The sequence below is a fragment of the Aeromicrobium sp. genome (assembly GCF_050700635.1).
Classification (GTDB): domain Bacteria; phylum Actinomycetota; class Actinomycetes; order Propionibacteriales; family Nocardioidaceae; genus Aeromicrobium.
Genome location: NZ_JBOHDT010000171.1, coordinates 1 through 21,913 on the forward strand (window position 1 = coordinate 1; position 21,913 = coordinate 21,913).

24 protein-coding genes are annotated in these 21,913 nt (G+C 68.2%); 11 read left to right on the top strand and 13 right to left on the bottom strand.

Going from position 1 to position 21,913, the window contains the following annotated elements:
• A partial coding sequence (locus ACRDPN_RS13170) for a glycosyltransferase (RefSeq protein ID WP_431448761.1) occupies positions 1-581 on the top strand: 581 nt, incomplete at its 5' end.
• A 20-nt stretch (positions 582-601) separates the two neighbouring features.
• Here ACRDPN_RS13170 and ACRDPN_RS13175 read toward each other — a convergent pair.
• Positions 602-862, bottom strand: coding sequence for a type II toxin-antitoxin system RelE family toxin (locus tag ACRDPN_RS13175; protein ID WP_431448764.1), 261 nt, complete (start codon positions 860-862; stop codon positions 602-604).
• Complete coding sequence (locus ACRDPN_RS13180; protein ID WP_431448767.1) at positions 859-1,107, bottom strand: type II toxin-antitoxin system Phd/YefM family antitoxin; 249 nt, start codon at positions 1,105-1,107, stop codon at positions 859-861. The genes ACRDPN_RS13175 and ACRDPN_RS13180 overlap by 4 nt, the downstream gene beginning before the upstream one ends.
• Before the next feature lie 83 nt (positions 1,108-1,190).
• On the opposite strand from ACRDPN_RS13180, the gene ACRDPN_RS13185 reads away from it, so the two are divergent.
• The 5 genes from ACRDPN_RS13185 to ACRDPN_RS13205 are packed head-to-tail and all read left to right on the top strand — an operon-like array spanning position 1,191 to position 6,612.
• On the top strand, positions 1,191-1,955 hold the full coding sequence (locus ACRDPN_RS13185; RefSeq protein WP_431448770.1) for an ArsR/SmtB family transcription factor: 765 nt from the start codon (positions 1,191-1,193) through the stop codon (positions 1,953-1,955).
• Complete coding sequence (locus ACRDPN_RS13190; RefSeq protein ID WP_431448773.1) at positions 1,952-2,227, top strand: DUF1905 domain-containing protein; 276 nt, start codon at positions 1,952-1,954, stop codon at positions 2,225-2,227. The genes ACRDPN_RS13185 and ACRDPN_RS13190 overlap by 4 nt, the downstream gene beginning before the upstream one ends.
• Positions 2,228-2,236: 9 nt before the next feature.
• A complete protein-coding gene (locus tag ACRDPN_RS13195) occupies positions 2,237-2,815 on the top strand; it encodes an N-acetyltransferase family protein (protein WP_431448776.1) in 579 nt (192 codons plus the stop codon).
• A 48-nt stretch (positions 2,816-2,863) separates the two neighbouring features.
• Positions 2,864-5,050 carry a transketolase C-terminal domain-containing protein gene (locus ACRDPN_RS13200; protein ID WP_431448779.1) on the top strand — a complete coding sequence of 729 codons (2,187 nt, stop codon included), beginning with the start codon at positions 2,864-2,866 and terminating at the stop codon, positions 5,048-5,050.
• Positions 5,051-5,055: 5 nt separating this feature from the next.
• Entirely contained in the window at positions 5,056-6,612 is a 1,557-nt protein-coding gene (locus ACRDPN_RS13205; RefSeq protein ID WP_431448782.1) for an acyl--CoA ligase family protein, read from the top strand.
• Between the two features lie 37 nt (positions 6,613-6,649).
• On the opposite strand, the gene ACRDPN_RS13210 is transcribed toward ACRDPN_RS13205, so the two are convergent.
• Both ACRDPN_RS13210 and ACRDPN_RS13215 read right to left on the bottom strand, forming a co-directional pair.
• Entirely contained in the window at positions 6,650-6,919 is a 270-nt protein-coding gene (locus ACRDPN_RS13210) for a hypothetical protein (protein ID WP_431448785.1), read from the bottom strand.
• Between the two features lie 93 nt (positions 6,920-7,012).
• Positions 7,013-8,395 (bottom strand): YncE family protein, encoded by a 1,383-nt coding sequence (locus ACRDPN_RS13215; RefSeq protein ID WP_431448788.1) that lies wholly within the window; start codon positions 8,393-8,395, stop codon positions 7,013-7,015.
• 67 nt (positions 8,396-8,462) lie between these two features.
• Between ACRDPN_RS13215 and ACRDPN_RS13220 the strand changes: the two genes are divergently transcribed.
• A complete protein-coding gene (locus ACRDPN_RS13220) occupies positions 8,463-8,909 on the top strand; it encodes a dethiobiotin synthetase (RefSeq protein ID WP_431448791.1) in 447 nt (148 codons plus the stop codon).
• Positions 8,910-8,985: 76 nt separating this feature from the next.
• On the opposite strand, the gene ACRDPN_RS13225 is transcribed toward ACRDPN_RS13220, so the two are convergent.
• Together ACRDPN_RS13225 and ACRDPN_RS13230 are read right to left on the bottom strand one after the other, a co-directional pair.
• Positions 8,986-10,632 (bottom strand): AMP-binding protein, encoded by a 1,647-nt coding sequence (locus ACRDPN_RS13225; RefSeq protein WP_431448794.1) that lies wholly within the window; start codon positions 10,630-10,632, stop codon positions 8,986-8,988.
• A gap of 15 nt (positions 10,633-10,647) precedes the next feature.
• Positions 10,648-12,090 carry a tetratricopeptide repeat protein gene (locus tag ACRDPN_RS13230; protein WP_431448797.1) on the bottom strand — a complete coding sequence of 481 codons (1,443 nt, stop codon included), beginning with the start codon at positions 12,088-12,090 and terminating at the stop codon, positions 10,648-10,650.
• Between the two features lie 56 nt (positions 12,091-12,146).
• Between ACRDPN_RS13230 and ACRDPN_RS13235 the strand changes: the two genes are divergently transcribed.
• On the top strand, positions 12,147-12,713 hold the full coding sequence (locus tag ACRDPN_RS13235; RefSeq protein WP_431448800.1) for a hypothetical protein: 567 nt from the start codon (positions 12,147-12,149) through the stop codon (positions 12,711-12,713).
• On the opposite strand, the gene ACRDPN_RS13240 is transcribed toward ACRDPN_RS13235, so the two are convergent.
• The 3 genes from ACRDPN_RS13240 to ACRDPN_RS13250 are packed head-to-tail and all read right to left on the bottom strand — an operon-like array spanning position 12,710 to position 15,367.
• A complete protein-coding gene (locus ACRDPN_RS13240) occupies positions 12,710-13,771 on the bottom strand; it encodes an SDR family oxidoreductase (RefSeq protein ID WP_431448803.1) in 1,062 nt (353 codons plus the stop codon). The genes ACRDPN_RS13235 and ACRDPN_RS13240 overlap by 4 nt on opposite strands.
• A 49-nt stretch (positions 13,772-13,820) precedes the next feature.
• Positions 13,821-14,540 (bottom strand): lysophospholipid acyltransferase family protein, encoded by a 720-nt coding sequence (locus ACRDPN_RS13245; protein WP_431448806.1) that lies wholly within the window; start codon positions 14,538-14,540, stop codon positions 13,821-13,823.
• Positions 14,537-15,367, bottom strand: a complete 831-nt coding sequence (locus ACRDPN_RS13250; protein WP_431448809.1) for an alpha/beta hydrolase family protein — start codon at positions 15,365-15,367, stop codon at positions 14,537-14,539. The genes ACRDPN_RS13245 and ACRDPN_RS13250 overlap by 4 nt, the downstream gene beginning before the upstream one ends.
• A gap of 56 nt (positions 15,368-15,423) precedes the next feature.
• Between ACRDPN_RS13250 and ACRDPN_RS13255 the strand changes: the two genes are divergently transcribed.
• Both ACRDPN_RS13255 and ACRDPN_RS13260 read left to right on the top strand, forming a co-directional pair.
• Positions 15,424-16,917, top strand: coding sequence for a potassium/proton antiporter (locus ACRDPN_RS13255; RefSeq protein WP_431448812.1), 1,494 nt, complete (start codon positions 15,424-15,426; stop codon positions 16,915-16,917).
• 9 nt (positions 16,918-16,926) lie between these two features.
• Positions 16,927-17,613 carry an alpha/beta fold hydrolase gene (locus tag ACRDPN_RS13260; RefSeq protein ID WP_431448815.1) on the top strand — a complete coding sequence of 229 codons (687 nt, stop codon included), beginning with the start codon at positions 16,927-16,929 and terminating at the stop codon, positions 17,611-17,613.
• Positions 17,614-17,635: 22 nt separating this feature from the next.
• Here ACRDPN_RS13260 and ACRDPN_RS13265 read toward each other — a convergent pair whose 3' ends face one another.
• Positions 17,636-18,148 carry a LytR C-terminal domain-containing protein gene (locus ACRDPN_RS13265; RefSeq protein ID WP_431448818.1) on the bottom strand — a complete coding sequence of 171 codons (513 nt, stop codon included), beginning with the start codon at positions 18,146-18,148 and terminating at the stop codon, positions 17,636-17,638.
• A complete protein-coding gene (locus ACRDPN_RS13270) occupies positions 18,145-18,447 on the bottom strand; it encodes a type II toxin-antitoxin system VapB family antitoxin (RefSeq protein ID WP_431448821.1) in 303 nt (100 codons plus the stop codon). Before ACRDPN_RS13270 ends, ACRDPN_RS13265 begins: the two co-directional genes overlap by 4 nt.
• 36 nt (positions 18,448-18,483) lie before the next feature.
• Here ACRDPN_RS13270 and ACRDPN_RS13275 point away from each other — a divergent pair, with 36 nt between their 5' ends.
• Entirely contained in the window at positions 18,484-20,235 is a 1,752-nt protein-coding gene (locus tag ACRDPN_RS13275) for a helicase HerA-like domain-containing protein (RefSeq protein ID WP_431448824.1), read from the top strand.
• Here ACRDPN_RS13275 and ACRDPN_RS13280 read toward each other — a convergent pair.
• The gene (locus ACRDPN_RS13280) at positions 20,207-21,076 is read right to left on the bottom strand and encodes a CPBP family intramembrane glutamic endopeptidase (protein ID WP_431448827.1); all 870 of its coding nucleotides are present in this window, start codon (positions 21,074-21,076) and stop codon (positions 20,207-20,209) included. The genes ACRDPN_RS13275 and ACRDPN_RS13280 overlap by 29 nt on opposite strands.
• A 129-nt stretch (positions 21,077-21,205) precedes the next feature.
• Positions 21,206-21,736, bottom strand: coding sequence for a DinB family protein (locus ACRDPN_RS13285; RefSeq protein ID WP_431448830.1), 531 nt, complete (start codon positions 21,734-21,736; stop codon positions 21,206-21,208).
• Positions 21,737-21,913 lie beyond the last annotated feature (177 nt).

Below are 21,913 nucleotides of genomic sequence, written 5' to 3' on the forward strand. Positions count from 1 at the left end.
ACGCGGCCAACGTGCTGCGTGTCGGCCCTGTTCTGGACGCGCCTCCGCTGTTCCGCGAGATCGACGAGGTCGACGTCAGCGACGGTTCGACGCCGATGGTCCTCGTCAGTCTCAGCACGAGCGAGCAGGGCCAGGCCGACCTCTTGCAGCGGTGCGTCGATGCGGTCGCACAGCTGCCAGTGCGCGCCATCGTGACGACCGGTTCCATCGATCCGGCATCCGTGAAGGCAGGCGAGAACACGCAGGTGGTGCGGTACGTGCCGCACGCCGAGATCCTCCAGTCGGCGTCACTGGTGATCACGCACGCGGGGTTCGGCACCACGATGGCCGCCCTCGGTCGCGGCGTGCCGCTGCTGTGCACGCCGATGGGCCGCGACCAGTTCTTCAACGCGGAGCAGGTCCAGGCACTCGACGCGGGCCGGATGCTGATGCCGGACTCCAGCAGCGACGCGATCGCACAAGCCGCGGCGGACATCCTCGGAGACGACAGCTTCGAGGTCGGTGCGAAGCAGATGGCTGTCGCCATCGGCGGCTACGGCGGTGCGGCGCAGGCCGCTGACGCACTCGAATCACTCGCGTAGCGAAAGAGCTTGGTCGAGTTTCACTGGTCATAGACATCGCGCCGGTGGCCGAGGCGCACCACCACGACCAGCAGCACATCGTTGTCGACGGTGTAGATGATGCGGTAGTCGCCAACGCGGACGCGTAGCCCGGGCCGGCCCTGCAGGGCTCGAGCGCCCGGCGGGCGGGGGTCCTGGGCCAGTAAGGCGATGGCGCCCTGAATGCGGTTTCGAACCTGCGGATCGAGTTTGCGCAGTGCCCTCGCGGCGGCTGGGCGGAGCTCGATGCGGTATTCGCTCACACCCAGCCGAGATCGGCCTTGACCTGTTCCCAGGGGATGTTAGGACCTTCCTCTGCCATCGCCTCGTCGAAGGCCGCGACATCCTCTGCGTCCTCCAAGGCGCTGATCAGCTGCTCATAACGCTCCGGGCTGACCAGCACGCCGGCCAGGTGTCCGTAACGCTCGAGGAAAACCGCTTCTGTACGTGCGGTTTCGACCGCCTCTGGCAAGTGGTCGCGAGCTGCGCTGATGTTCATGGTCACCATGGAAGAATTGTACAACTCTCCACGTGTCTCGTACAAGTCTCAAACGGTTGACAGGAAACCACTTGGTTTCCTAAAATGAAACCATGGACCTCGTGTTCAAGGCGCTGGCAGATCCGACTCGACGAGCGCTGCTCGACGAGCTGTTCGGTGAGGACGGGCAGACGCTGGTGTCGCTGTACTCGAAGTTCGACATGACCCGGGTGGGGATAGCCAAGCATCTCGGACTGCTGTCCGAGGCCGGCCTCGTCACCACTCAGCGCAGGGGCCGGGAGAAGCTGCACTACCTCAACCCCGTCCCGATCCGCCTCATCCACGACCGGTGGGTGAGCAAGTACACCGAGGCCTGGACGGCGGGACTCGTCGGGCTCAAGAACGAACTGGAGTTCACCATGGAGAAGGTCTTCGAGATCTACATCCGCACCACGCCCGAACGCCTCTGGGAGGCGATCACCGACGCCGACACCCGGCGCCGCTTCCAATTCGGCAACAGCGTCGAGTCGGAGTGGACGCAGGGATCGTCCTACGCCGTCACCAACCGGCTCTCGGACGGCCCGCTGATCGAGGGCGAGAACCTCGACGTCGACCCGCCGCGGCGGCTCGTGCAGAGCATGCACGCCCGGTGGGGAGAGGAGGCGGCCAGCGCCGGGACGTCACGGGTCACCTGGGAGATCGAGCCCGTCGGCGACTCGTGCCGACTCACCGTCACCCACGACCAGCTTCCGGAGGATGCCAGCGACGAGCTGTACGGCGGCTGGCCGATGATCCTGTCCGGACTGAAGACGTGGCTCGAAACCGGGGAGGAGCTCACCACCCCCGGATCATTGATGTACAAGGAGGATCCGTCATGACCACGCTCGATCACACGTTCACAGCAAAGCTCGAGAAGAGCAGCGCCAAGGGCGGCTGGACCTACCTCGTCACCGACTGGAGCGCCGAGTACTTCGGCACCCGCGGACTGGTGAAGGTCGCCGGTACCGTCGACGGCCATCCGTTCGATGCCTCGTTCATGGCCATGGGCGACGGTACCCACAAGCTCCCGATCAGGGCCGACGTCCAGGAGACGATCGGCAAGGGTGCCGGCGACACGATCACGGTGCACCTGACCGAGCGAAAGGGTTAGCGTGACCGGGTGAGCATCGAGGTCGAGCCGGCGACAACGGCACGGTTCGACGACGTCGCGACCATCCTCGGACCGAAGAACCCCGACTCCAACGTGTGCTGGTGCCTCAGCCATCGGATCGACTCGAAGACCAACCGGGAGCTCATCGGACCTGCACGAGGTGAGTACGTGCGAAACCTCTGCGACCGCAAGGTCGCGCCGGGCGTCCTGGCCTACGAGGACGACGAGGTCGTCGGGTGGGCGGCCGTGGCGCCCCGATCGGAGCTGCCGTTCGCACATTCCCGGAAGATCCCCCACGTCGACGAGCTGCCCGTCTGGTCGGTGTGGTGTGTCCGTGTTCGTCCCGGTCACCGCGGCAAGGGAATCTCCCACGCCCTGCTCGAGGGTGCCGTGGACTACGTCCGGTCGCAGGGCGCTCCGGCGATCGAGGGCTACCCGGTGGACAACCAGGGCAAGAAGGTCGATCTCACGATGGCGTACGTCGGCACCCGCTCACTCTTCGAACAGGCCGGCTTCACCAAGGCCGCCGACACTGATTCCGTCTCCGGCGGCTTTCCTCGCGTGATCATGAGGTTGGACCTGCGCTGACCGTGCGCCCCTGGTCGGACAGACTGACGTCGTTGAGAGGGTGGGATCGTGGAGTCGATCGACGAGCACTTCGTCCGGCAGGTTCGCGCGTGGGACGAGCGCGAAGGGACGCTGGTCCTCGCGCCCAACGACCGGGCCCGGCTCATCGCCTACTTCGAGGCGCAGGTCACGAGTCGGCACACGGACTTCGCCTGCCGTGAGTTGCAGTCCCGGGGCGAGGGGTTCTACACGATCGGATCGGCGGGTCACGAGGCGAATGCTGCGGTGGCGATGGCGTTGCAGCCGACCGACCCGGCCCTGCTGCACTACCGCTCGGGCGGCTTCTACGTGGCACGTGCCGCCCAGGTACCCGGTGTCTCCGCGGTGGACGACATTCTGAGCGGAGCGATGTCGTCGGTGTCGGACGGGATCTCCGGTGGCCGCCACAAAGTTTTCGGAAGCGTGCCGCTCAACGTGATCCCCCAGACGTCCACGATCGCGTCGCACCTGCCCCGGGCCTTCGGGCTCGCGTACGCGATGGATCATCCGGTCCGCCGTGAGCTGGTGTCGCCGTGGCCCGACGACGCTGTGGTGATCTGCAGCTTCGGGGACGCGTCGGTCAACCACTCCACCGCCCTCGGGGCCTTCAACGTCTCGTCGTACTGCGCGCACCGGGGCATTCCGCTGCCGATCGTCTTCGTGTGCGAGGACAACGGGATCGGCATCAGCACGAAGAGTCCGTCCGGGTGGGTGGCGAAGCTGCTCCGCTCCTTGCCCGGGCTCGACTGCCACGCCGGATCGGGGAGCGAACCGGTGGAGCTTCTCCAGACGACCAGCCAGCTCGTCGAGGGCGTACGCGCCTCCAGGCGGCCGGCGGTGCTCCACCTGAGGACTGTGCGGTTCATGGGGCACGCCGGGTCGGACGCCGAGATCGCGTATCGGTCGATGCGGGAGATCGAAGGCGACTACGGACGCGATCCGCTGCTGGCGACCGCACGCGCGCTCGTCGACGCCCGCGTCATGAAACCGGACGAGGTGCTCGAGCGGTACGAGCTCGCCCGCGTTGAAGTGGCCGATCGAGCCAGCCGAATCCCGCGTGATCGTCTGTCGTCGGCGAGCGCGGTGACGGCCCCGATCGCGCGCCGGGAGCCTGCGGACGTGCGCGCGACCGCCGGCCGGCACGCACCCAACCGGAGGGACGTCTTCGGCTCGAGGCCGCCCGAGGTCGACGCACCGCAGACCCTCGCCCTGGCCATCAACGCGGCGCTGAAGGACACCCTGGCTGCGCACGGGCAGACACTGGTGTTCGGCCAGGACGTCGCACGGAAGGGCGGCGTCTACGGGGTCACCCGCGGTCTGGTGAAGACGTTCGGACGGGACCGTGTCTTCGACACGCTCCTGGACGAGCAGACCGTCCTGGGCACGGCCCTGGGGTCGGCGCTCGCGGGCTTCCTCCCGATCCCGGAGATCCAGTACCTGGCGTACGTCCACAACACCGAGGACCAGCTGCGCGGCGAGGCGGCGACGCTGAAATTCTTCTCCGACGGGCAGTACCAGAACGGGATGGTCGTGCGTATCGCCGGGCTGGCCTACCAGAAGGGCTTCGGTGGGCACTTCCACAACGACAACTCAGTGGCGGTGCTCCGCGACATCCCGGGCCTGATGCTCGCTGTGCCCAGTCATCCGGCCACCGCACCTGGGCTCCTGCGTCAGTGCGTCGCCCTCGCGCTGGAGGAAGGGCGGGTCTGTGTCTACCTCGAACCCATCGCGCTCTACCACCAGCGGGACCTGCATGACGGCGACTCGGCCTGGCTCGCCCAGTACGCGCAGCCGAACCAGTGGCAGGGCGACACCTCCTGCGACCTGGGGCGGCTCCGGAACGTCAGGCAGGGCGACGACGTCCTGATCGTCACGTTCGGGAACGGCGTGCGGATGAGTCTGCTCGCTGCCGCGACGCTGCAGGAGGAGGGAGTCGAGTGTGCGGTCGTCGATCTCCAGTGGCTCGCACCGCTGCCGGTCGACGAGCTGCTCGAGCAGGCGCAGCAGCACACCAGGATCCTCGTGGTCGACGAGACGCGGCACAGTGGTGGCGTGTCCGAGTCGGTGGTCACCGCGCTTGTCGACGGCGGATACGGCGGACGCATCAGCAGGGTCACCAGCGCCGACAGCTTCATCCCGCTCGGCCCGGCCGCCGACCACGTCCTGCTGTCAGTCCAGGACATCGTCGACGCCGCTCTCGCCATGAAAGGCGAATGAACGGCATGGCCGAGTTCACGTTCGCGCCGCTGTCGCCGGTGGGGCTGCTGGATCGTGCCGCGGCCGTGTTCGCCGACCGGGTGGCCGTGGTCGATGGCGACCGGCGATTCACCTTCGCCGAGCACGCCGAACGGTGCGCGCGGCTGGTGAGCGCGCTGGCGGACTCAGGCGTGGTGCCGGGTGACCGCGTGGCGGCGCTGTGCGCGAACAGCCACGTGATGCTGGAGCTGCACCAGGCCGTTCCGGCTCGTGGCGCCGTGCTCGTGTCGATCAACATCCGGCTGTCGCCAGAGGAGATGGCCTACATCCTGGATCACAGCGGTGCCTCGGTGCTGGTGGCGACGCATGAGTTCGCCGACACCGCGCGGGCGTTGGCGGAGGCCGCCGGGATCAGGCTGATGGTGGCCGGCGGTGCGGACGATGACTACGAAGCCTGGCTGTCGGGCGTCGAGCCTGATCGGTCCGACCGAGTCGAGGTCGACGAGCGCGACCTGATGGCCATCAACTACACCAGCGGCACGACCGGACGCCCGAAAGGCGTGATGTACCACCACCGCGGGGCGTACCTGCAGGCCGTGGCGATGGCGTACCACACCCGGCTCGGCCCGGACGCCCGTTATCTCTGGGTCCTGCCGATGTTCCACTGCAACGGCTGGTGCTTCACCTGGGCGGTCACGGCTGCCGGCGGCACCCACGTGTGCCTGCGCGCTGTCGACCCGGCCGAGATCTGGCGGCTGCTGCGCGAGGAGGACGTCACGCACTTCAGCGCGGCGCCGACCGTGCTGACGATGATCGCCGAGGCCGCTCCCACCGAACCGCTGGACCGCCGGGTGCACGTCGACGTCGGCGGCGCACCACCGTCCCCGTCGCTGCTCGCGCGCCTGGACGCCGTCGGTCTCGACGTCACCCATCTGTACGGACTGACCGAGACGTTCGGGCCGGTGGCGATCAACGAGTGGCAGGAGAGCTGGGACGGTCTCGACGGCGACGAACAGTCGCGACTGCGGGCCCGGCAGGGCATCGGCAACATCATCGCGAGCCCGCTGCGGGTGCTCGACGACACGGGGGCCGACGTGCCCGCGGACGGACAGACGATCGGCGAGCTCGCGGCGCGCGGCAACGACGTGATGCTCGGCTACTACCGCGACGACGAGGCCACGGCGGCCGTCACGCGGAGCGGGTGCTTCCTGACCGGCGACCTGGCCGTCATGCACCCGGACGGCTACGTCGAGCTCAAGGACCGACGCAAGGACATCATCATCTCCGGTGGCGAGAACATCGCCTCGGTCGAGGTCGAGCGGGTTCTCGACTCACACCCTGACGTCCTCGAATCGGCCGTCGTCGGTGTTGCGGACGAGAAATGGGGCGAGATACCCGTCGCCTTCGTCACGACATCGGTTGCCGGGGGTTTCGACGCCGACGAGCTGGTCGCCTTCGCCCGCGAGCACCTGGCCCGCTTCAAGGTGCCGCGTCGCATCGTCCTCACCGACCTGCCGAAGACGTCCACCGGCAAGATCCAGAAGAACGTCCTCCGCGAACGCGCCGCGACTCCGCCGACCTAGAAGTCTGAGCTGCGGCAGCGGCTGAAGTCGTCGCCGGCTAGAACTGCGCCCAGCTGCAGCCAGCGTCCGCCGCCGAATCCTTCGTCTGCTTGGCGTTGTCGAGCGCTTCATTGCGAGCGCCGGTGTTTCCGGCGCGATCGGCCGCGAGTGCGTCGCTGACGTTCGCTTCGAACATGTTCCAGTAGTTGGTGCAAGTTCCGCTTTCGCCTTCTGGTGCGGGGTCAACCTGCGCTTCTCTGAGGGAGTTCCTCGCCGCTCGGTATCCGGCTTTTGCTGCTTTCAGAAGATCGGCCAGCGAAATGCTCATCGCAGATCAACTTTCTCGTGGAGGCGAGTGAAACGCTGCTCGAAGCGTCGCAGTGCCGCACACGGAACACAAGAGTCAAACTGACAGCCCGCCTCACCAGGCGGCGACGACGTCCTCGGGGATGAGGCCGTGACGCACGCGCTGCGGGTGGTTGCCGACCGGTAGGAAGGCCAGCTCCTTCTTCGTCTTGAAGTCGAGGACGGCCAGCGAGTCGGTCTCGCTGAGCGAGATCCAGCAGGTGTCGCCATGGCCCTCCGTCGACCAGTACGGCTTCGCGTACTCGTGCCCGGTCGTCTCGGTGTCGAAGAACTTCGGCGTGCCGGTCTTGCGGTCGACCAGTGCGACGTAGTCGTCCATCGTTCCGGCCGCGCAGAGTGTCGTCCCGGCCTTGTTCATGGCCAGTCCGTGGTGGGCGGAGTCGTTGACGTACTGCTCCAGCGGCATGTTTGGCACCCGGTTCGGCAGCGGGATCAGTCGTTTGACGGCTCCAGTGCGCGGCTCGTCGATGCCACCCGCCTGGTAGTCGACCTTGCCGTTGACGTCCGTCGCCTGCGTGTCGAACTCGACGATGCCGTGGTAGTAGGACACCTGGAAGTACAGGAACCGCTCGTCGGGCGAGAGCGCCATCGGTCGCACCGCAGCGCTCATGTCCGGGTGCCCGGACTCGGCGAGCTCCTTGCCCATCTCCCAGCGCTTGGCGATCGAGAAGTCGGCGTTGTCGACGATCTGCATCCAGCGGTCGCCCTTGAGCGCGTCGTGGACCGGTCCGATCTTGACCGGACCCGCTGTCGTGGTGTCGCCCGGCGTGTAGACGCGGCCGATCGACGCGTGGAAGATCCGCTTCCCGTCCTTGGAGTAGTTGTTCTCGTGCGGAGTCTCGCCCGACGGGAACGTGCGCAGGCGGTCGCCCATCTTCAGCTGCTTGCCGTCGACGGTCTCGTCGACCATCGAGTACTCGATGACCTGCTTGTTCGTCGAGTCCGAGACCACCAGCCGGCGGCCGTCGGGGGACAGGCCCATGTGGTCGGTGCGGTAGCCGTCCATCTGCTGCTCCCGCACGACGCTGTCGACGCCGCCGGTCGTGGTGACCTTCGCGATGTCGATCCAAACGACGTCGCCGAAGCTCGGACGCGACACCGCGATGTGCTTGCCGTCCGGTGTCGTGAACATGTCGTCGACGTACTGGTCGTGCCCTTCCCCGGGGCCCTGCTGGATGGCGAGGTAGAAGGCCAGGCGGTCCGGACTGAGGTGGATGTCCTGGAGCTCCTGCTCCTTGTCCGGGATCAGGTTCACGCCGGTCTTGAGGACCTTGGGCGAGCGTTCGTCGACGATCGTGGCGGTGCCGTCCCAGTTGTTGCCGACCCACATGACGTCGCGGAAGGCGGTGGGGGCAGCCGTTGCCGGGCCGAGCGCCGCGGCACCGGCCAGGCCGGCGACGAGCACCAGGGCGCCGAGGAGTGTGTGACGGGGGTTCACGGGGGATCCTTCCGGATTCGTCCTAGGTTTCTAGACCTAACAACGATCGTGCGGTCATGCTGTCACGATGAACCGTCAGGTATCGGTGGTCGGCAGCGGCTCGGAATGGGAGGGCGCGGCCGAGGAGGTCGGGCGTCTGCTCGCCGAACGCGGCTGCACGGTGATAACCGGTGGGCTGGGTGAGGTCATGGCTGCCGCCCATCGAGGTGCCAAGGCCGCGGGCGGCACCACGATCGCGATCCTTCCCGGTGAGCGGCGGAACGACGCGAATCCGTGGGCCGACCACGTCGTCGTCACCGGCATCGGGCACGCCCGCAATCTCGCCGTCGCCGCCAGCGGCGACGCCGTCATCGCCGTCGGCGGGGCGTGGGGGACGCTCGCCGAGATCTCGTTGGCCAAGACGCTCGGTCGCGTGGTCGTCGCCCTGGCGGGTGCGCCCGACGTGGATGGTGTCGAGACGGCAGCCACGCCCGCAGAGGCAGTCGACCTCGCACTCCGTCTCCTCGAGATCTGAAGAGGGATCTGAAGACTTCCGGCCCAAGAATTCGCGCGCGGCGGGTGGGCCGCAAGTCTTCGAATCTCGGGGCGGCTCAGGCGTGCTTGGCGTCGGCCGCGTCCTGGAGGCCGAGCAGGTCGACGGCGTCGGCGCGCATCTCGACCTTGCGGACCTTGCCGGTGACCGTCATCGGGAAGTCGTCGACGACGTGCACGTAGCGCGGGATCTTGTAGTGCGCCAGCTTGCCGCTGCAGAACTCACGGATGGCCTCCGCGTCGAGCGGTTCGGCTCCCTCGCGCATGCGGAGCCAGGCCATCAGCTCCTCGCCGTAGCGCTCGTCGGGGACGCCGATGACTTGGGCGTCCAGGACGTCGTCGTGGGTGAGCAGGAACTCCTCGATCTCGCGCGGGTAGATGTTCTCGCCGCCGCGGATGACCATGTCCTTGATGCGTCCCGTGATGTTGACGTAGCCCTCGTCGTCCATGACCGCGAGGTCCCCGGTGTGCATCCAGTGGTCGTCGTCGATCGCCTCGGCGGTCTTCTGCGGCTCGTCCCAGTAGCCCAGCATCACCGAGTAGCCGCGGGTGCAGAACTCGCCTGTCTCGCCGCGCGGCAGCGTCTCGCCGGTGGCCGGGTCGACGATCTTGACCTCCAGGTGCGGGTGCACGCGGCCCACGGTGGAGACGCGGCGCTCGACCGAGTCGTCGGTGCGGGTCTGCATCGACACCGGTGACGTCTCGGTCATGCCGTAGCAGATGGAGACGTCCTCGATGCCCATCCGCGTGATGACCTGCTTCATCACCTCCACCGGGCACGGCGACCCCGCCATGATGCCGGTGCGCAACGCCGACAGGTCGAGGTCGTCGAAGCCGGGCTCGTTTAGCATGGCGATGAACATCGTGGGGACCCCGTACAGCGACGTGCACTTCTCGGTGGCGACGGCGTCGAGCGTGGCGACCGGGTCGAACGCCGACGCCGGGATGACCATCGCGGCGCCGTGACTGGTGGCCGCGAGGTTGCCCATCACCATGCCGAAGCAGTGGTAGAAGGGCACCGGGATGCAGATGCGGTCGTGCTCGGTGTAGTCGATCAGCTCGCCGACCTGGTAGCCGTTGTTGAGGATGTTGCGGTGCGAGAGCGTCGCACCCTTGGGGAATCCCGTGGTGCCGGACGTGTACTGGATGTTGATCGGGTCGTCCGCGGTGAGCGTGGACTCGATCTCGCGAAGCGCGTCGACGTCACCCGAGGCTCCGGCCGTCATCAGGTCGTCCCACGTCTGTTCTCCGATGAGGACGACGTCCTGCAGGTCCGGGCAGTCGCCGCGGACATCCTCGATCATGTCGGTGTACGAGGAGCCCTTGAACTCGGGGACGGCGACGATCGTGCGCAGACCCGACTGCTTCATCACGAAGCCCAGCTCGTGGGAACGGTAGGCCGGGTTGATGTTCACACAGATGGCTCCGAGGCGAGCGGTCGCGTACTGGACGAGCACCCACTCGGGACAGTTGGGTGCCCAGATGCCGACCCGATCGCCATTGGTGACGCCGAGTGCCGCGAGGCCCAGCGCACACGTCTCGACGTCCCGAGCGAGCTCGGTGTACGTCCACCTCCGTCGACCGGCGTGGTCGACGAGAGCCTCGCGATCGCCGTGCTCGTCGACGGCGTGGGCGAAGTTCGCGCCGATGGTCTCCTCGAGCAATGGCTCGTTGGTGGGCCCGGCGTCCTGGCTGAGGGTGGTCATCTGCCCAGCCTAGGCTCAGCCGGGCCGACCGTCGCGTTTCAGCTCTCGCTCGATGGTCGCCGTCGTCCGCGCGTCGTCCAGGCCGACGAGCCGTGGCTCGTCGGCGACGAAGACGTCGAACGCCGCAAGATCCCGATGGGCACCGTCGGCGTCGCCGCGCCGGGCCCGGAGCGACGCTCGGTAGAGCGACGCGGGTCCGGGGCCTGCCTCCGCCGCTGCCTGCAGGTCGTCGAAGATCTCCTCGCTGTCGAAACCGCCGCCCTTGGTCCGCAGGCTGAAGAGCAGAACGGACTCGAGCGTCGCGTCGTCGGCGCGGGCGTCGGCGGCCAGCGCATCGACGAGGGCGTCGTCGCCGCGGCTCGTGTCGCCCTGGCGATAGTGCAGTGCGGCGAGGCGGAGGCGTGATCGCGGGTTGGTGGGGTCGGCGTCGAGCGCGGCCGTGACCATCTGCACGGCGTCGTCGTAGGAGAGATCGTGACGCGCCGGGTAGAAGGCCGACCACCACGCGTATGAGCGGTGGGTGTCGGAGTAGCGGTCGCCGTTCGCGGCGATGTCCGCCCGGGTCAGGTCGACGACCTCGGTCGCCGGGATGACGTCGCGATAATTGTCGACGACCTTGTCGGCGATGGCCGCAGCCTGGATGGCGAACCCGCTCCAGCCGCTGATGATGGGGTCGCACCGCGACATGAGCGCGAGGTCGAACACCGCCTCGGCCGGCCGGGACAGCTGGGCGGCGGGCCGCAGCGTCGCCGCGTCGGTCGCCCCGGTGCTCGAGCACAGCTCACCGATGAGCTCGACGTCCTGTCCGAAGATCAGCACCTCCCGCCCTTCGGCCTGGTGCCGCTCGATGATCGCCCGGGCCACCGGGACCGGGACGGCCTTGTACGCGTGTCGCGTCCACGTGCGGTAGCGACCGAAAAGGTTGTCGCCGGCGCGCAGATGCATGCCGACCAGGCCGTCGCCGAGGGGGACCGCATGCGCGGCTGCGATGGCCGCCTCGATGTCCGGATGGAAGCCAACCGCGGCGAACTCGGTCGCGAAGCCAGCGCGCACGGCCGGGACGGCGTCCGGGTCGATCTTGGTGCTGAGTGGCCGGGTACTCGCCAGGAGCCCGCGATCGGCGGCGTCCAGCTGCTTGCGCAGCGAGTCGAGGTCGTCGGCCGGTCCGGCCAGCGTCGGGAATCCGTCCTTGGTGTCGGCGTGGTCGACCTTGTGAGCCGCGACGAAGTCGGCCGAGAAGAACTCCTCGGCCGGGGCGATCGCGTGGTCCCTGTCCTTCGCCAGCCCGACCGGCCAGGTGAACCGGAAGTCGACGTCGAGGATGGTGGCGAGCCGCATCGCGTTCAGCAGCGCGTTCAACCGCTCGCCGAGCCCGTCGCCCTGGCGGGACAGGATGAACTTCGGTTCCTGCGACGACGACTCGTCGCCTCTCAGCTTCGATCTGATCCGGCCCAGCACGACCTACACCCTACGATCACCGGGTCGCGGCCAGGCATGGCCCATACGGTGGAGGAATGAGCACGCGCACAGGACTCCTGATCGTCGTTGCCGTGCCGCACCTGGTTATCGCGGCGGTCGGCCTCACCCACCCCGCCACGCTGACGGTCGAGTCGGCGCACCACTGGCAGGTGATGCATACGGTCCTGCTGCCCCTGTTTCCGCTGCTCGCGCTCGCGCCGTGGCTCGTCGCGCGTGCCGTCGACGTCCCATCGAGTGTGGTCGTCGGCGTCATCGCCTTCGTCTACGCGTGCTTCTACACGGCTCTCGACATCCTGGCCGGTATCGGCGGCGGGGCTATCAAGGGCGCCGAGGCCGGCGGCCTGGGCATCATCTTCCCGGTCGCGCGCGACCTCGGTGCGGTGGGTTCGTACGCCCACCTCGCCGCCACCGCGCTCGCCGCCGGGCTCGTACTACGCGTCACCAGCCTGGCCCGCGCGCTGCCCGGCATCGTGCTGGTGCTGACCGGGTCGTTCCTGTTCTGGCAGGAGCACGTCTACCGCCCCTGGGGCGTCCTCGCGATGGTGCTCCTCGCGGCCGGATGGTCGTGGCTCGTCGTCGCCGTCGACCGGCAGACCAGCTAGCGGCGTCGGTCGCGGACGATGCCGTCGTCGATGAGCTGCTCGAAGTGCTCGACGATGGTGGTCTCGGTCGGCCGGAACTCCATGCCGAGCTCGGTGCGGGACTTGCTGGTGTCGAACCGGAGCGGGTAGCCGACGTTGGTCGCCACGTACTTCCGCGTGACGCCGCCGATCGGGGCGGCCAGCCAGATCATCGCCTTCGGTGCCTCGAGTCGGGGGAAGAGGTAGCGCCCGCCGAACTGTCGGCGGAGAACCCGACCGACGTCCATGAACGTCATCGACCGATTGACGCAGATGTGACGGCCTGCGGCGGCGGGTGTGAAACCCGCCTTGATGTGAGCCAGGGCGACGTCGCGCACGTCGACGACGCCGACCTCCAAGGCCGGCGCGCCCATGAGCAGCCGGCCGTCCACGAACTGCATGATCGTCGAGATGCTCGCCGAGTCGCTGGCGGTCGTGAGCGATGGGCCGAGCACGAACCCGGGGTTGATGACGACCAGGTCCCAACGGTCCTGGGCTTCGGCGATCTTCCAGGCGGCCCTCTCCGCCACGACCTTCGAGTAGCTGTAAGGCTGGTGCGACAGTGTGCTGGTCGTGTTCCAGTCGTCCTCGGTGAAGACGTCGCCCGGCGCCTGCTCGAGGTCCCGGGCGTCCCCGTAGATGCTCACCACGCTCGACGTGAGGACGACGCGCTTGACGCTGTTGACCCGGTTGGCGGACTCCAGCACGTTGCGGGTGCCCTGCACGGCTGGGTCGACGAGATCCTGCTGCGGGTCCTTGACGGAGAGGGCGAACGGCGAGGCTGTGTGCATGACCAGCTCGCAGCCGGCCATGGCCTCGTCGAACGAGCCGTCCTGGACGAGGTCGGCCGCTAAGAGCGTCAAGGTCCCCGGCGTGTCCTTCGCCAGCTGCTTGAGGTGGCCGACCTTGGTGTCGTTGGACGGGTCGCGCACCGTCGCGTGCACGTCGATGCCGTCCTCGAGCAGGTACCTGACCAGCCAGGAGGCGATGTAGCCGTTGCCGCCGGTGACGAGGACGGGTGCGGATCGGTCGATGTTCATCAGGGCTCCAGGGGGAGTTCGGCTGCTCCAACTTACCCGCGCCGGCGCCTCAGGTCTTCTTGGCCTGACGGTCGATCTCATCCGCCTCGGCGAGCGTGGGTGCCGAGCCGTCAAGCCGCGCCGGCACCCAGTCCTCTCCGGCGGGGTGTGGGCCGTAGGAGTCCTGCACCCCGAGGAGCATCGCCTGCATGGCGTCACGCAGTCGCGCGGTGAGATCCTCGGGCGTGCCGGTGGCGGCGATCGGCTCGCCGATGTCCACCGTCACCGGCGTCTTGGTTCGGCCGAGGTGCTTGGGTCGTCCCTTGGTGGCGATGCGCTGAGCGCCCCAGACGATTGCAGGGATGATCGGCACGTCCGCCTCGAGGGCCATCCGCGCCGCCCCGGACTTGAACGCCTTGAGCTCGAAGCTTCTGCTGATCGTGGCCTCGGGGTAGATGCCCACCACCTCGCCGCGTCTCAGCTCCTCGACGGCCGCGACGAAGGAGCCGCGCCCGGCCGACCGGTCGACCGGGATGACTCCGCACCCGCGCATCGCCCAGCGCAGGATCGGGTTGCCCGACAGCTCGACCTTGCCCATGAAGCGCACCTGACGCCGCTCGTGCCGGTAGGCCTCGAGGCCGACGTAGATGAAGTCGACGTACGCGGTGTGGTTGATGGCCAGCACCGCCGCCCCGTCGGCGGGCAGCCGACCCACGCCGTGGCGGACGACCCGGTGCCCCGTGACCAGGTTGAACAACCGCACGACGGCGACCACCAGCCAGAACGTCACAGCTCGTCCAGGATCTTGAGGGTCCGCTTCCACGCGGGCGTCGACGGGTCGATGTGCATGAAGTGGTCCCCGTCGAGGGCGATCAGCTCCGCATCGGCGCCTTCGGCGCGAGCAGCGTTCACGTACCTCCGGGACTGCTCGATCGGCACGACGTCGTCACCACGGCCATGGATGCACCGCACCGGCACGTCGAGCGGGACCCGGGCGAGCGGGTCGGCGAGGTCGAACGCCTCGTCACCGCCGGCGCCGAGGAATCCCTCGACCGCACCTGCGCCGAGACCCCGGTCGACCGCGCCACGGAGGTCGAGCACGCCGGCCTGCGGCACGGCCGCGGTGACGGGCACACGCGGACGCCATCGTTCCTCGTCGAGCTGGGCCAGCCCGGCCGCCCACACCGCGAGATGTCCACCGGCCGAGTGGCCGAGAGTGATGACGCGGGAGGTGTCGAGCCCGTCGACCTCGGCGAGCAGGTCGACACCGTTGACGACGTCGTCGAACGTCGCGGGGAACCCGCCGCCGTTGCCGACGCGGCGGTACTCCAGGTTGAGCGCGGTCCAGCCGTGGGTGGCCAGCGACTCGGCGAGGGGGCGACCGAGCGTGAAGTCGTACGAAGCACGCCAGAACCCGCCGTGCAGCACGACCACCGCGCCACGGCTGCGTCCGTCCGGACGGTGCAGCTCGGCCATCTGGCTCGGGTCGTCGCCATAGGTCAAGGTCTCCACGTCGCCCATCGTGGCACCGGGGGAGTCTTGGTCGGCCCCGCACCCCGGGAGCGCCGACGCGAGCGCCACGCCCGCGCCGAGTCGCAGGAGCGTTCGGCGGTCCATGGCTCCATCAAACCCCGCCGGTACGATCAGGTACCGACGAGGTCGAGGGAGGATCCGTGGACGTCCACGAGCTCGACAGATATCTGCTGATCGGGTCCGCCGTCCTCATCGTCGCGATCCTCGCGGTGCGTCTCTCGGTCACGGCCGGTCTGCCGTCGCTGCTCGCATATCTGGGTCTTGGACTCCTGCTCGGCAGCTCCGGCGCAGGCATCGACTTCGCCGACGCCGATCTCGCCCTGGCGCTCGGCTTCGCCGCGCTCGTCCTCATCCTCGCGGAGGGCGGTCTGACCACCCCGTGGAGGGATGTACGACCGTCGCTCGGGCTGGGGGTTGTGCTGGCCACCCTCGGCTCGGCGGTCAGCGTCGTCGTGGTCGCGGTCGGTGCGCACTACCTGCTCGACCTCCGCTGGGAGCTCGCCGTCCTGCTCGCCGCCGTGCTGACACCTACCGACGCGGCCGCGGTGTTCTCGGTGCTTCGCACCGTGCCCGTGCGCAGGTCGGTCACCGGAACCCTCGAGGTGGAGTCCGGGCTGAACGACGCCCCGATCGTCGTGCTCGTCGTCGCCATCAGCGCCGGCGACATCCAGCGGGACGGGCCATGGGCGTTCACCGGGCTGATCGCGTTCGAGCTGGTGGTCGGCTCGGTCGTCGGCCTCCTGATCGGGTTTATCGGCGCCCGGCTCCTGCGCAATTTCGCCCTGCCGTCGTCGGGCCTCTACCCGTTGGTCGTCGTCGCCTTCACCGTGCTCGCCTATGGCGCAGCGACGATCCTCCACGCCAGCGGCTTCGCGGCGGTCTACCTCGCTGCGCTCGTGCTCGGCAACACCGAGCTGCCGCACCGCCGGGCGACACGATCGTTCGTCGAGGGCATCGGGTGGCTGGCCCAGATCGGCCTGTTCGTCATGCTCGGCCTGCTCGCCACCCCCGAGACCTTCGAGTGGTGGCACGTGTGGACCGGACTCGCGGCCGGAGCGCTGCTGACGTTCGTGGCGCGTCCGCTGTCGATCGCCGCGAGCGCAGTCTGGTTCGGACGACCCTGGCGCGAGCAGGTGTTCCTCGGCTGGGCCGGGCTGCGCGGTGCGGTGCCGATCATCCTCGCGACGATCCCGCTGGCCGCTGATGTGGAGGGTGCGAACGACCTGTTCAACATCGTGTTCATGACGGTCATCGTCTACACCCTCGTGCAGGCGGCACCGCTCGCACGCCTCGCCGAGTGGTGCGGGGTCTCGTCGGACGCCCGCGACATCGAGGTCGAAGCCGCTCCGCTCGAGCGCATCTCCGCCGACCTCCTGCAGGTGCGGGTGACCCGCGGGTCGAAGCTGGCCGGGGTCGAGGTCGGCGAGCTGCGCCTCCCCGAGGGGGCCTCGGTGACGCTCGTCGTGCGGGACGAGAAGCCGTTCGTCCCGCACCGCACCACACGTCTGCGCCGGGGCGACGACATGCTCGTCGTGGCCACCCGGGCCGTCCGCGAGGACACCGAGAAGCGGCTGCGCGCCGTCGGCCGCGATGGACGACTGGCCGGCTGGGGCGACGGCCGACGAACCAGCTGAGGAGGATCCATGGACAAGCCCGAACCCTTCGTCCGCGAAGCCGGAACCGGTCCAGGTGTCGTGTGCCTGCACGCCAACGCGAGCAGCTCGTCGCAGTGGCGCGGGCTGATGGAGCAGCTGTCACCGGCGTTCCACGTGCTCGCGGTCGACTCGTACGACTCGGGCAAGAGCCCGCAGTGGCGGTCAGACCAGGTCATCACCCTCGATGACGAGGTCGCGCTGATCCAGCCGGTGCTCGAACGGGCGGGCACACCGCTGGCGCTGGTGGGGCATTCGTACGGTGCTGCCGTCGCATTCATCGCGGCGCTGGCCGACCCGAACCGCATCCGGGCGATCGCGGTGTACGAGCCCACGCTGTTCGGTCTGGTCGACGCCCGAGTCGCCCCCGCCCAACGACGCCGACGGGATCCGGCATGCGGTCGTCGAGGCCGGCGAGGCGCTCGATGCCGGCGACCAAGCCGCGGCCGCCGAGCGGTTCATCGACTACTGGATGGGCGCCGGAGCCGGGGAGCGGACTCCACCAGAACGTCAGCAACCGATCGTTCGACCGCCGCCGCGCACGCCGTCTCACGTCTGCTGGTCTCCGCGTTGCCACGGGTCAAGGTCGTGACGATGGACGAGCTGGGCCACATGGGCCCGGTCACCCATCCCGACCAGGTGAATCCGGTGATCCAGCACTTCCTCGAACGGATCTGACTCGAACGGATCTGAGGCGGCGTCAGGGCACCTCGACGATGGGGACGCACACCCTGATCGACCGGTCCGACTTGACGTCCTTCGGGGCCTTCTCGACGAGCTCCTTGAAGTCGTCGCCCACGATGACGGTGACGCCCTCGGTCACGTCGATGTCGGGCTCGCTGAACTCGACGTCCTCGAACTGCTGGGCGACGAGCTTGACCCGCGGGTCCTCGCGGTTGTCGGTGAGGACGGCGACGGCGTCGGGCTTGATCTCGCTCGCGCTGTTGGCCACGGTGCCGGCCTGGAACGCGCGACGCTGCAGGTTGATGCTGACGCGGTTGGCCAGACCCGCGCGCTGGCTGGCGTTGTAGACGTTCACGGTGACGAGGTTGGTGGTGAGCTCCTCGCCCTTCTCGACCGTGCGGTTCTCGCACTCCGGCACCGGATCGAAGGTGTCGGCGCTCGCGGTGAGCAGCTTGAAGCCGACGAAACCGCCGCCCGCGAAGAGGACGATCGCGGCGAACATCGCCATGCCGCTGCGAGCCTGGCTCACCCGGAGTCACTCATCTCGTGAACACGGGCATGAAGCATGCCCCGCTGCTGCAGCGCGGCCCGGAGGGCACGGTGGAGGCCGTCTTCCAGGAAGAGCTCGCCCCGCCAGCTGACGACGTGTGCGAAGAGGTCGCCGTAGTAGGTCGAGTCGTCGTCGAGGAGGTGCTCGAGGTCGAGCTTGGTCTTGGTGGTCGTGAGGTCGCCGAGGCGAACCTGGGTGGGGGAGATCTCGGCCCAGTCGCGCTGCTCGAGCCCATGGTCGGGGTACGGACGCCCGTCACCCACCCTCCGAAAGATCACCTCGTCAGTCTAGACACGGGCTCTAGTCTGGGCCGCATGACGACGAGCGACGACGCGAAGCTGGCAGCCGAAGAGGCGGCGATGGCTGCGGCCGCCGCCGAGGAGGCGGCAGAGGCGGCCCGCAAGAAGGCCGATGAGCTCGCGCAGGCGGCAGCTGCGGCACAGCAGCAGGAGGCCACTGCCGCGGTCGATCAGGACGAGCCGACTGCCGACGAGTCGGCGAAAGATCTCTCTCCCGAGACGCCGAAGGCTTCGAACATCGTCGACACCGTCAAGGCCGGCTACGCGTTCGAGGGACCTGCGCTGATGATCGGTGCACTGGTCGACGGCGACGCCGTGCCCGAGGCGCAGGTACGGATCCCGCTCGGGATGCTCAACCGCCACGGACTCGTCGCAGGGGCCACCGGAACCGGCAAGACGAAGACGCTGCAGGTGCTCGCCGAGCAGGTCGCCGCCCAGGGCGTGCCGGTGTTCGCCGCCGACATCAAGGGTGACCTGTCGGGCATCGCGTCGCCAGGTGTCTCGAATGAGAAGCTGGCCGCGCGCTGCGAGAGCATCGGTCAGGATTGGCAGCCGGTCGCAACGCCGACGGAGTACTTCACGCTCGGCGGCCTCGGCACAGGCGTCCCGATCCGTGCCTCGGTCGAGTCGTTCGGGCCGTTGCTGCTGTCGAAGGTGCTGGGGCTCAACGAGACGCAGGAGTCTTCGCTGAGCCTGGTGTTCCACTACGCAGGGGAGGCCAAGCAGCCGCTCGTCGACATCGGTGACCTCCGTTCCGTGCTCACCTACCTGACCGGGGACGGCAAGGAGGCCCTCAGGAAGCTCGGCGGGCTGTCGGCCGCCACCGCCGGCGTCATACTCCGCGAGCTCATCGCGTTCGCCGACGAGGGCGCCGACGTGTTCTTCGGCCAGCCCGAGATCACGACGTCCGACTTCCTGCGCACCACGGCGGATGGCAAGGGCATCGTGTCGCTGCTGGAGGTGCCGAGCGTCCACGACAAGCCGGCGCTGTTCTCCACGTTCCTGATGTACCTGCTCGCCGAGCTGTTCAGCGAGCTGCCCGAGGTCGGCGACACCGACAAGCCCAAGCTCGTGTTCTTCTTCGACGAGGCCCACCTGCTGTTCAAGGACGCGTCCAAGGACTTCCTCGAGCAGGTCGCCCAGACCGTCCGCCTCATCCGGTCCAAAGGAGTGGGTGTCTTCTTCGTCACCCAGACGCCCAAGGACGTTCCCGATGACGTGCTCGCGCAGCTCGGCTCACGTGTGCAGCACCAGCTGCGCGCGCACACGCCGGACGCGGCCAAGGCGCTCAGGGCGACGGTGTCCACGTACCCACACACGGACTATGACCTCGAGGAGGTGCTCACCCAGCTGTCGATCGGCGAGGCCATCGTCACCGTCATGAATGAGAAGGGGGCGCCGTCGCCCGTGGCCTGGACGCGCGTCCGTGCTCCACAGGGCTCGATGGACCCGACGCCGGCCGACCAGGTCAAGGCCACGGTCGATGCCTCGCCGCTGCTCGCCAAGTACGGCACGGCGGTCAATCCGCCGTCGGCGACCGAGATGATCGACGCGACCACGGCCGAGACCGCAGCCCGGCAGAAGGCCCGGGAGGACGCCGAGCGCACGGCGAAGGAAGCCGGCCGGATCGCCAAACATCGCGAAACCTCCCGTCGCACGCGGTCATCGACATCACAGCGACAGTCGCCGGTGGAGCGCGCCGCCGGCGAAGCGGGCCGCACCCTCGCCCGCGAGCTGATCAAGAACCTGTTCCGCCGACGTCGCTGATCGGGGGACGGCTCTCCTGGGCGGGCGTCTCGGACAGTTTTCCTTTCGTCGCGACCAGGATGACGACAGCGCCGAGGACCACGATCAGGTTCGCGACGAGCAGTGCGATTCCGGGCGACATCCCCAGCACCTGGCGTCCCAACCCCATGCTGTTCACGGTGCCGTTGAACGTGGCGTGGAAGAGCCCGACGAGGAGCAGGCTGTAGCCGGTGCTGTTGTAGATCCAGCCGACGATGAACCTGCTCGCGAGCTGCGGAATGAACAGGAACCCCAGCACCAGAAGGGCTTCCAGGATCGAACCGGTCTCCACGACGAAGAACGGTATGTGCCAGATCGAGAAGAACACGCCGACGATCAGGCAACCCTTGAGTGCTCCGTGCCGGACCTGAAGCCTGGCGAACAGGAAACCCGTGAAGCCGATCTCCTCCGCCCAGTTGAGGAACAACACCAGGACGATCAGCTGCGGTAGGACGTGGGTGAGCAGGCGTGGCCAGTCGGTCGCGATCGCATCGGCCGTGCCCGGTGGGTCGATCGCGAACGCACCGACCAGCATCAGGGTCGGCACCGCGAGCAGTGCAAGGGCGTACCAGCGCAGGCCGACTTTCCAGCGCACGCTTCGCAGCGCAAGGTCACGCACTCCCGCAGGTCCGTCGGCTGCCCACGTGACGACGAACGCCGCCGCTGCCAACGCGACGAGGCTGGCGATCACGTCGTACGGCGCGACCTCGAGGGGCAGCAGGTCACGCCGGGTCAGGTACGGCACCAGCGAGACCGCGGCGGTCACGGTGTAGGCCAGCACCAGGAACGACGCGACCGGGTGCCGGGCGACGATCCCTCTCATCTCAGCCTCCTCGCGCTGTGTGTCGTACGGTGTGCGGGCTTCATCGAGGCCCACGCATGATGCCGACGCGTCCATGATCCCGCTCCACGGAGTCTCCCGAGGGGCTAGGGGCGGGCATGACGAAGATGGTCAGGTATCGCCGCTGAGGGTCAGCTGCTTCGCGTGATGGTCGAAGTGCAGCGTCGGGTAGCGATAGATGTCCTCAAGAGTCATGAAGTCGGAGAAGTACGGATCCCATCGAGTGGGGTAGTGCATCCCGCGCTGGAAGTCTGCCTCGGACTCGCGGGCCAGCCGACGTTCGATGGCGTCCATGGTGCGATCGAACTGAGCGCCCATGCGTCGATGGTTGAACACCTGTGCACCGCCGCATGAGCCGAGATAGTTGACGACGTGGAAAGGCGTGCTCGCGGCATCGAGCACCCGTGAGAATGTGCGGCTCGCGCCATCGGGCAGGAGCCAGAACAGGCGAACCAGCCCGAGCAGGACACGGATGAGGATGTAGCCGAAAAGCATATGGAAGAGCAACTGCTCGTTCGTCCACCTGGTGCCGCGCGAGCGACGGGCCAGGCCATCTTTCGAGGCGTTGGCGAGGAGGCGATGGAACTCGAGCCGCGCGCGCTCCATCTCGTCGAGGATGGCTTGCCGGTCAACCAGTTCCACGCCGCGCATTCTCCGCGACTCCAGTGCGCAACGCCAGGGCGGAGTCAATTGAGACTAGAGCCGTGGGGCCCAGCAAAGAGCGCTGGACCCCACGGCACGTCGGCGGAGGATAGGGGAATCCGTCGCAGGCTCCTCCCCGAATCCGCTCTGCTCGATGACGCACCGTGGGGCCCAGCA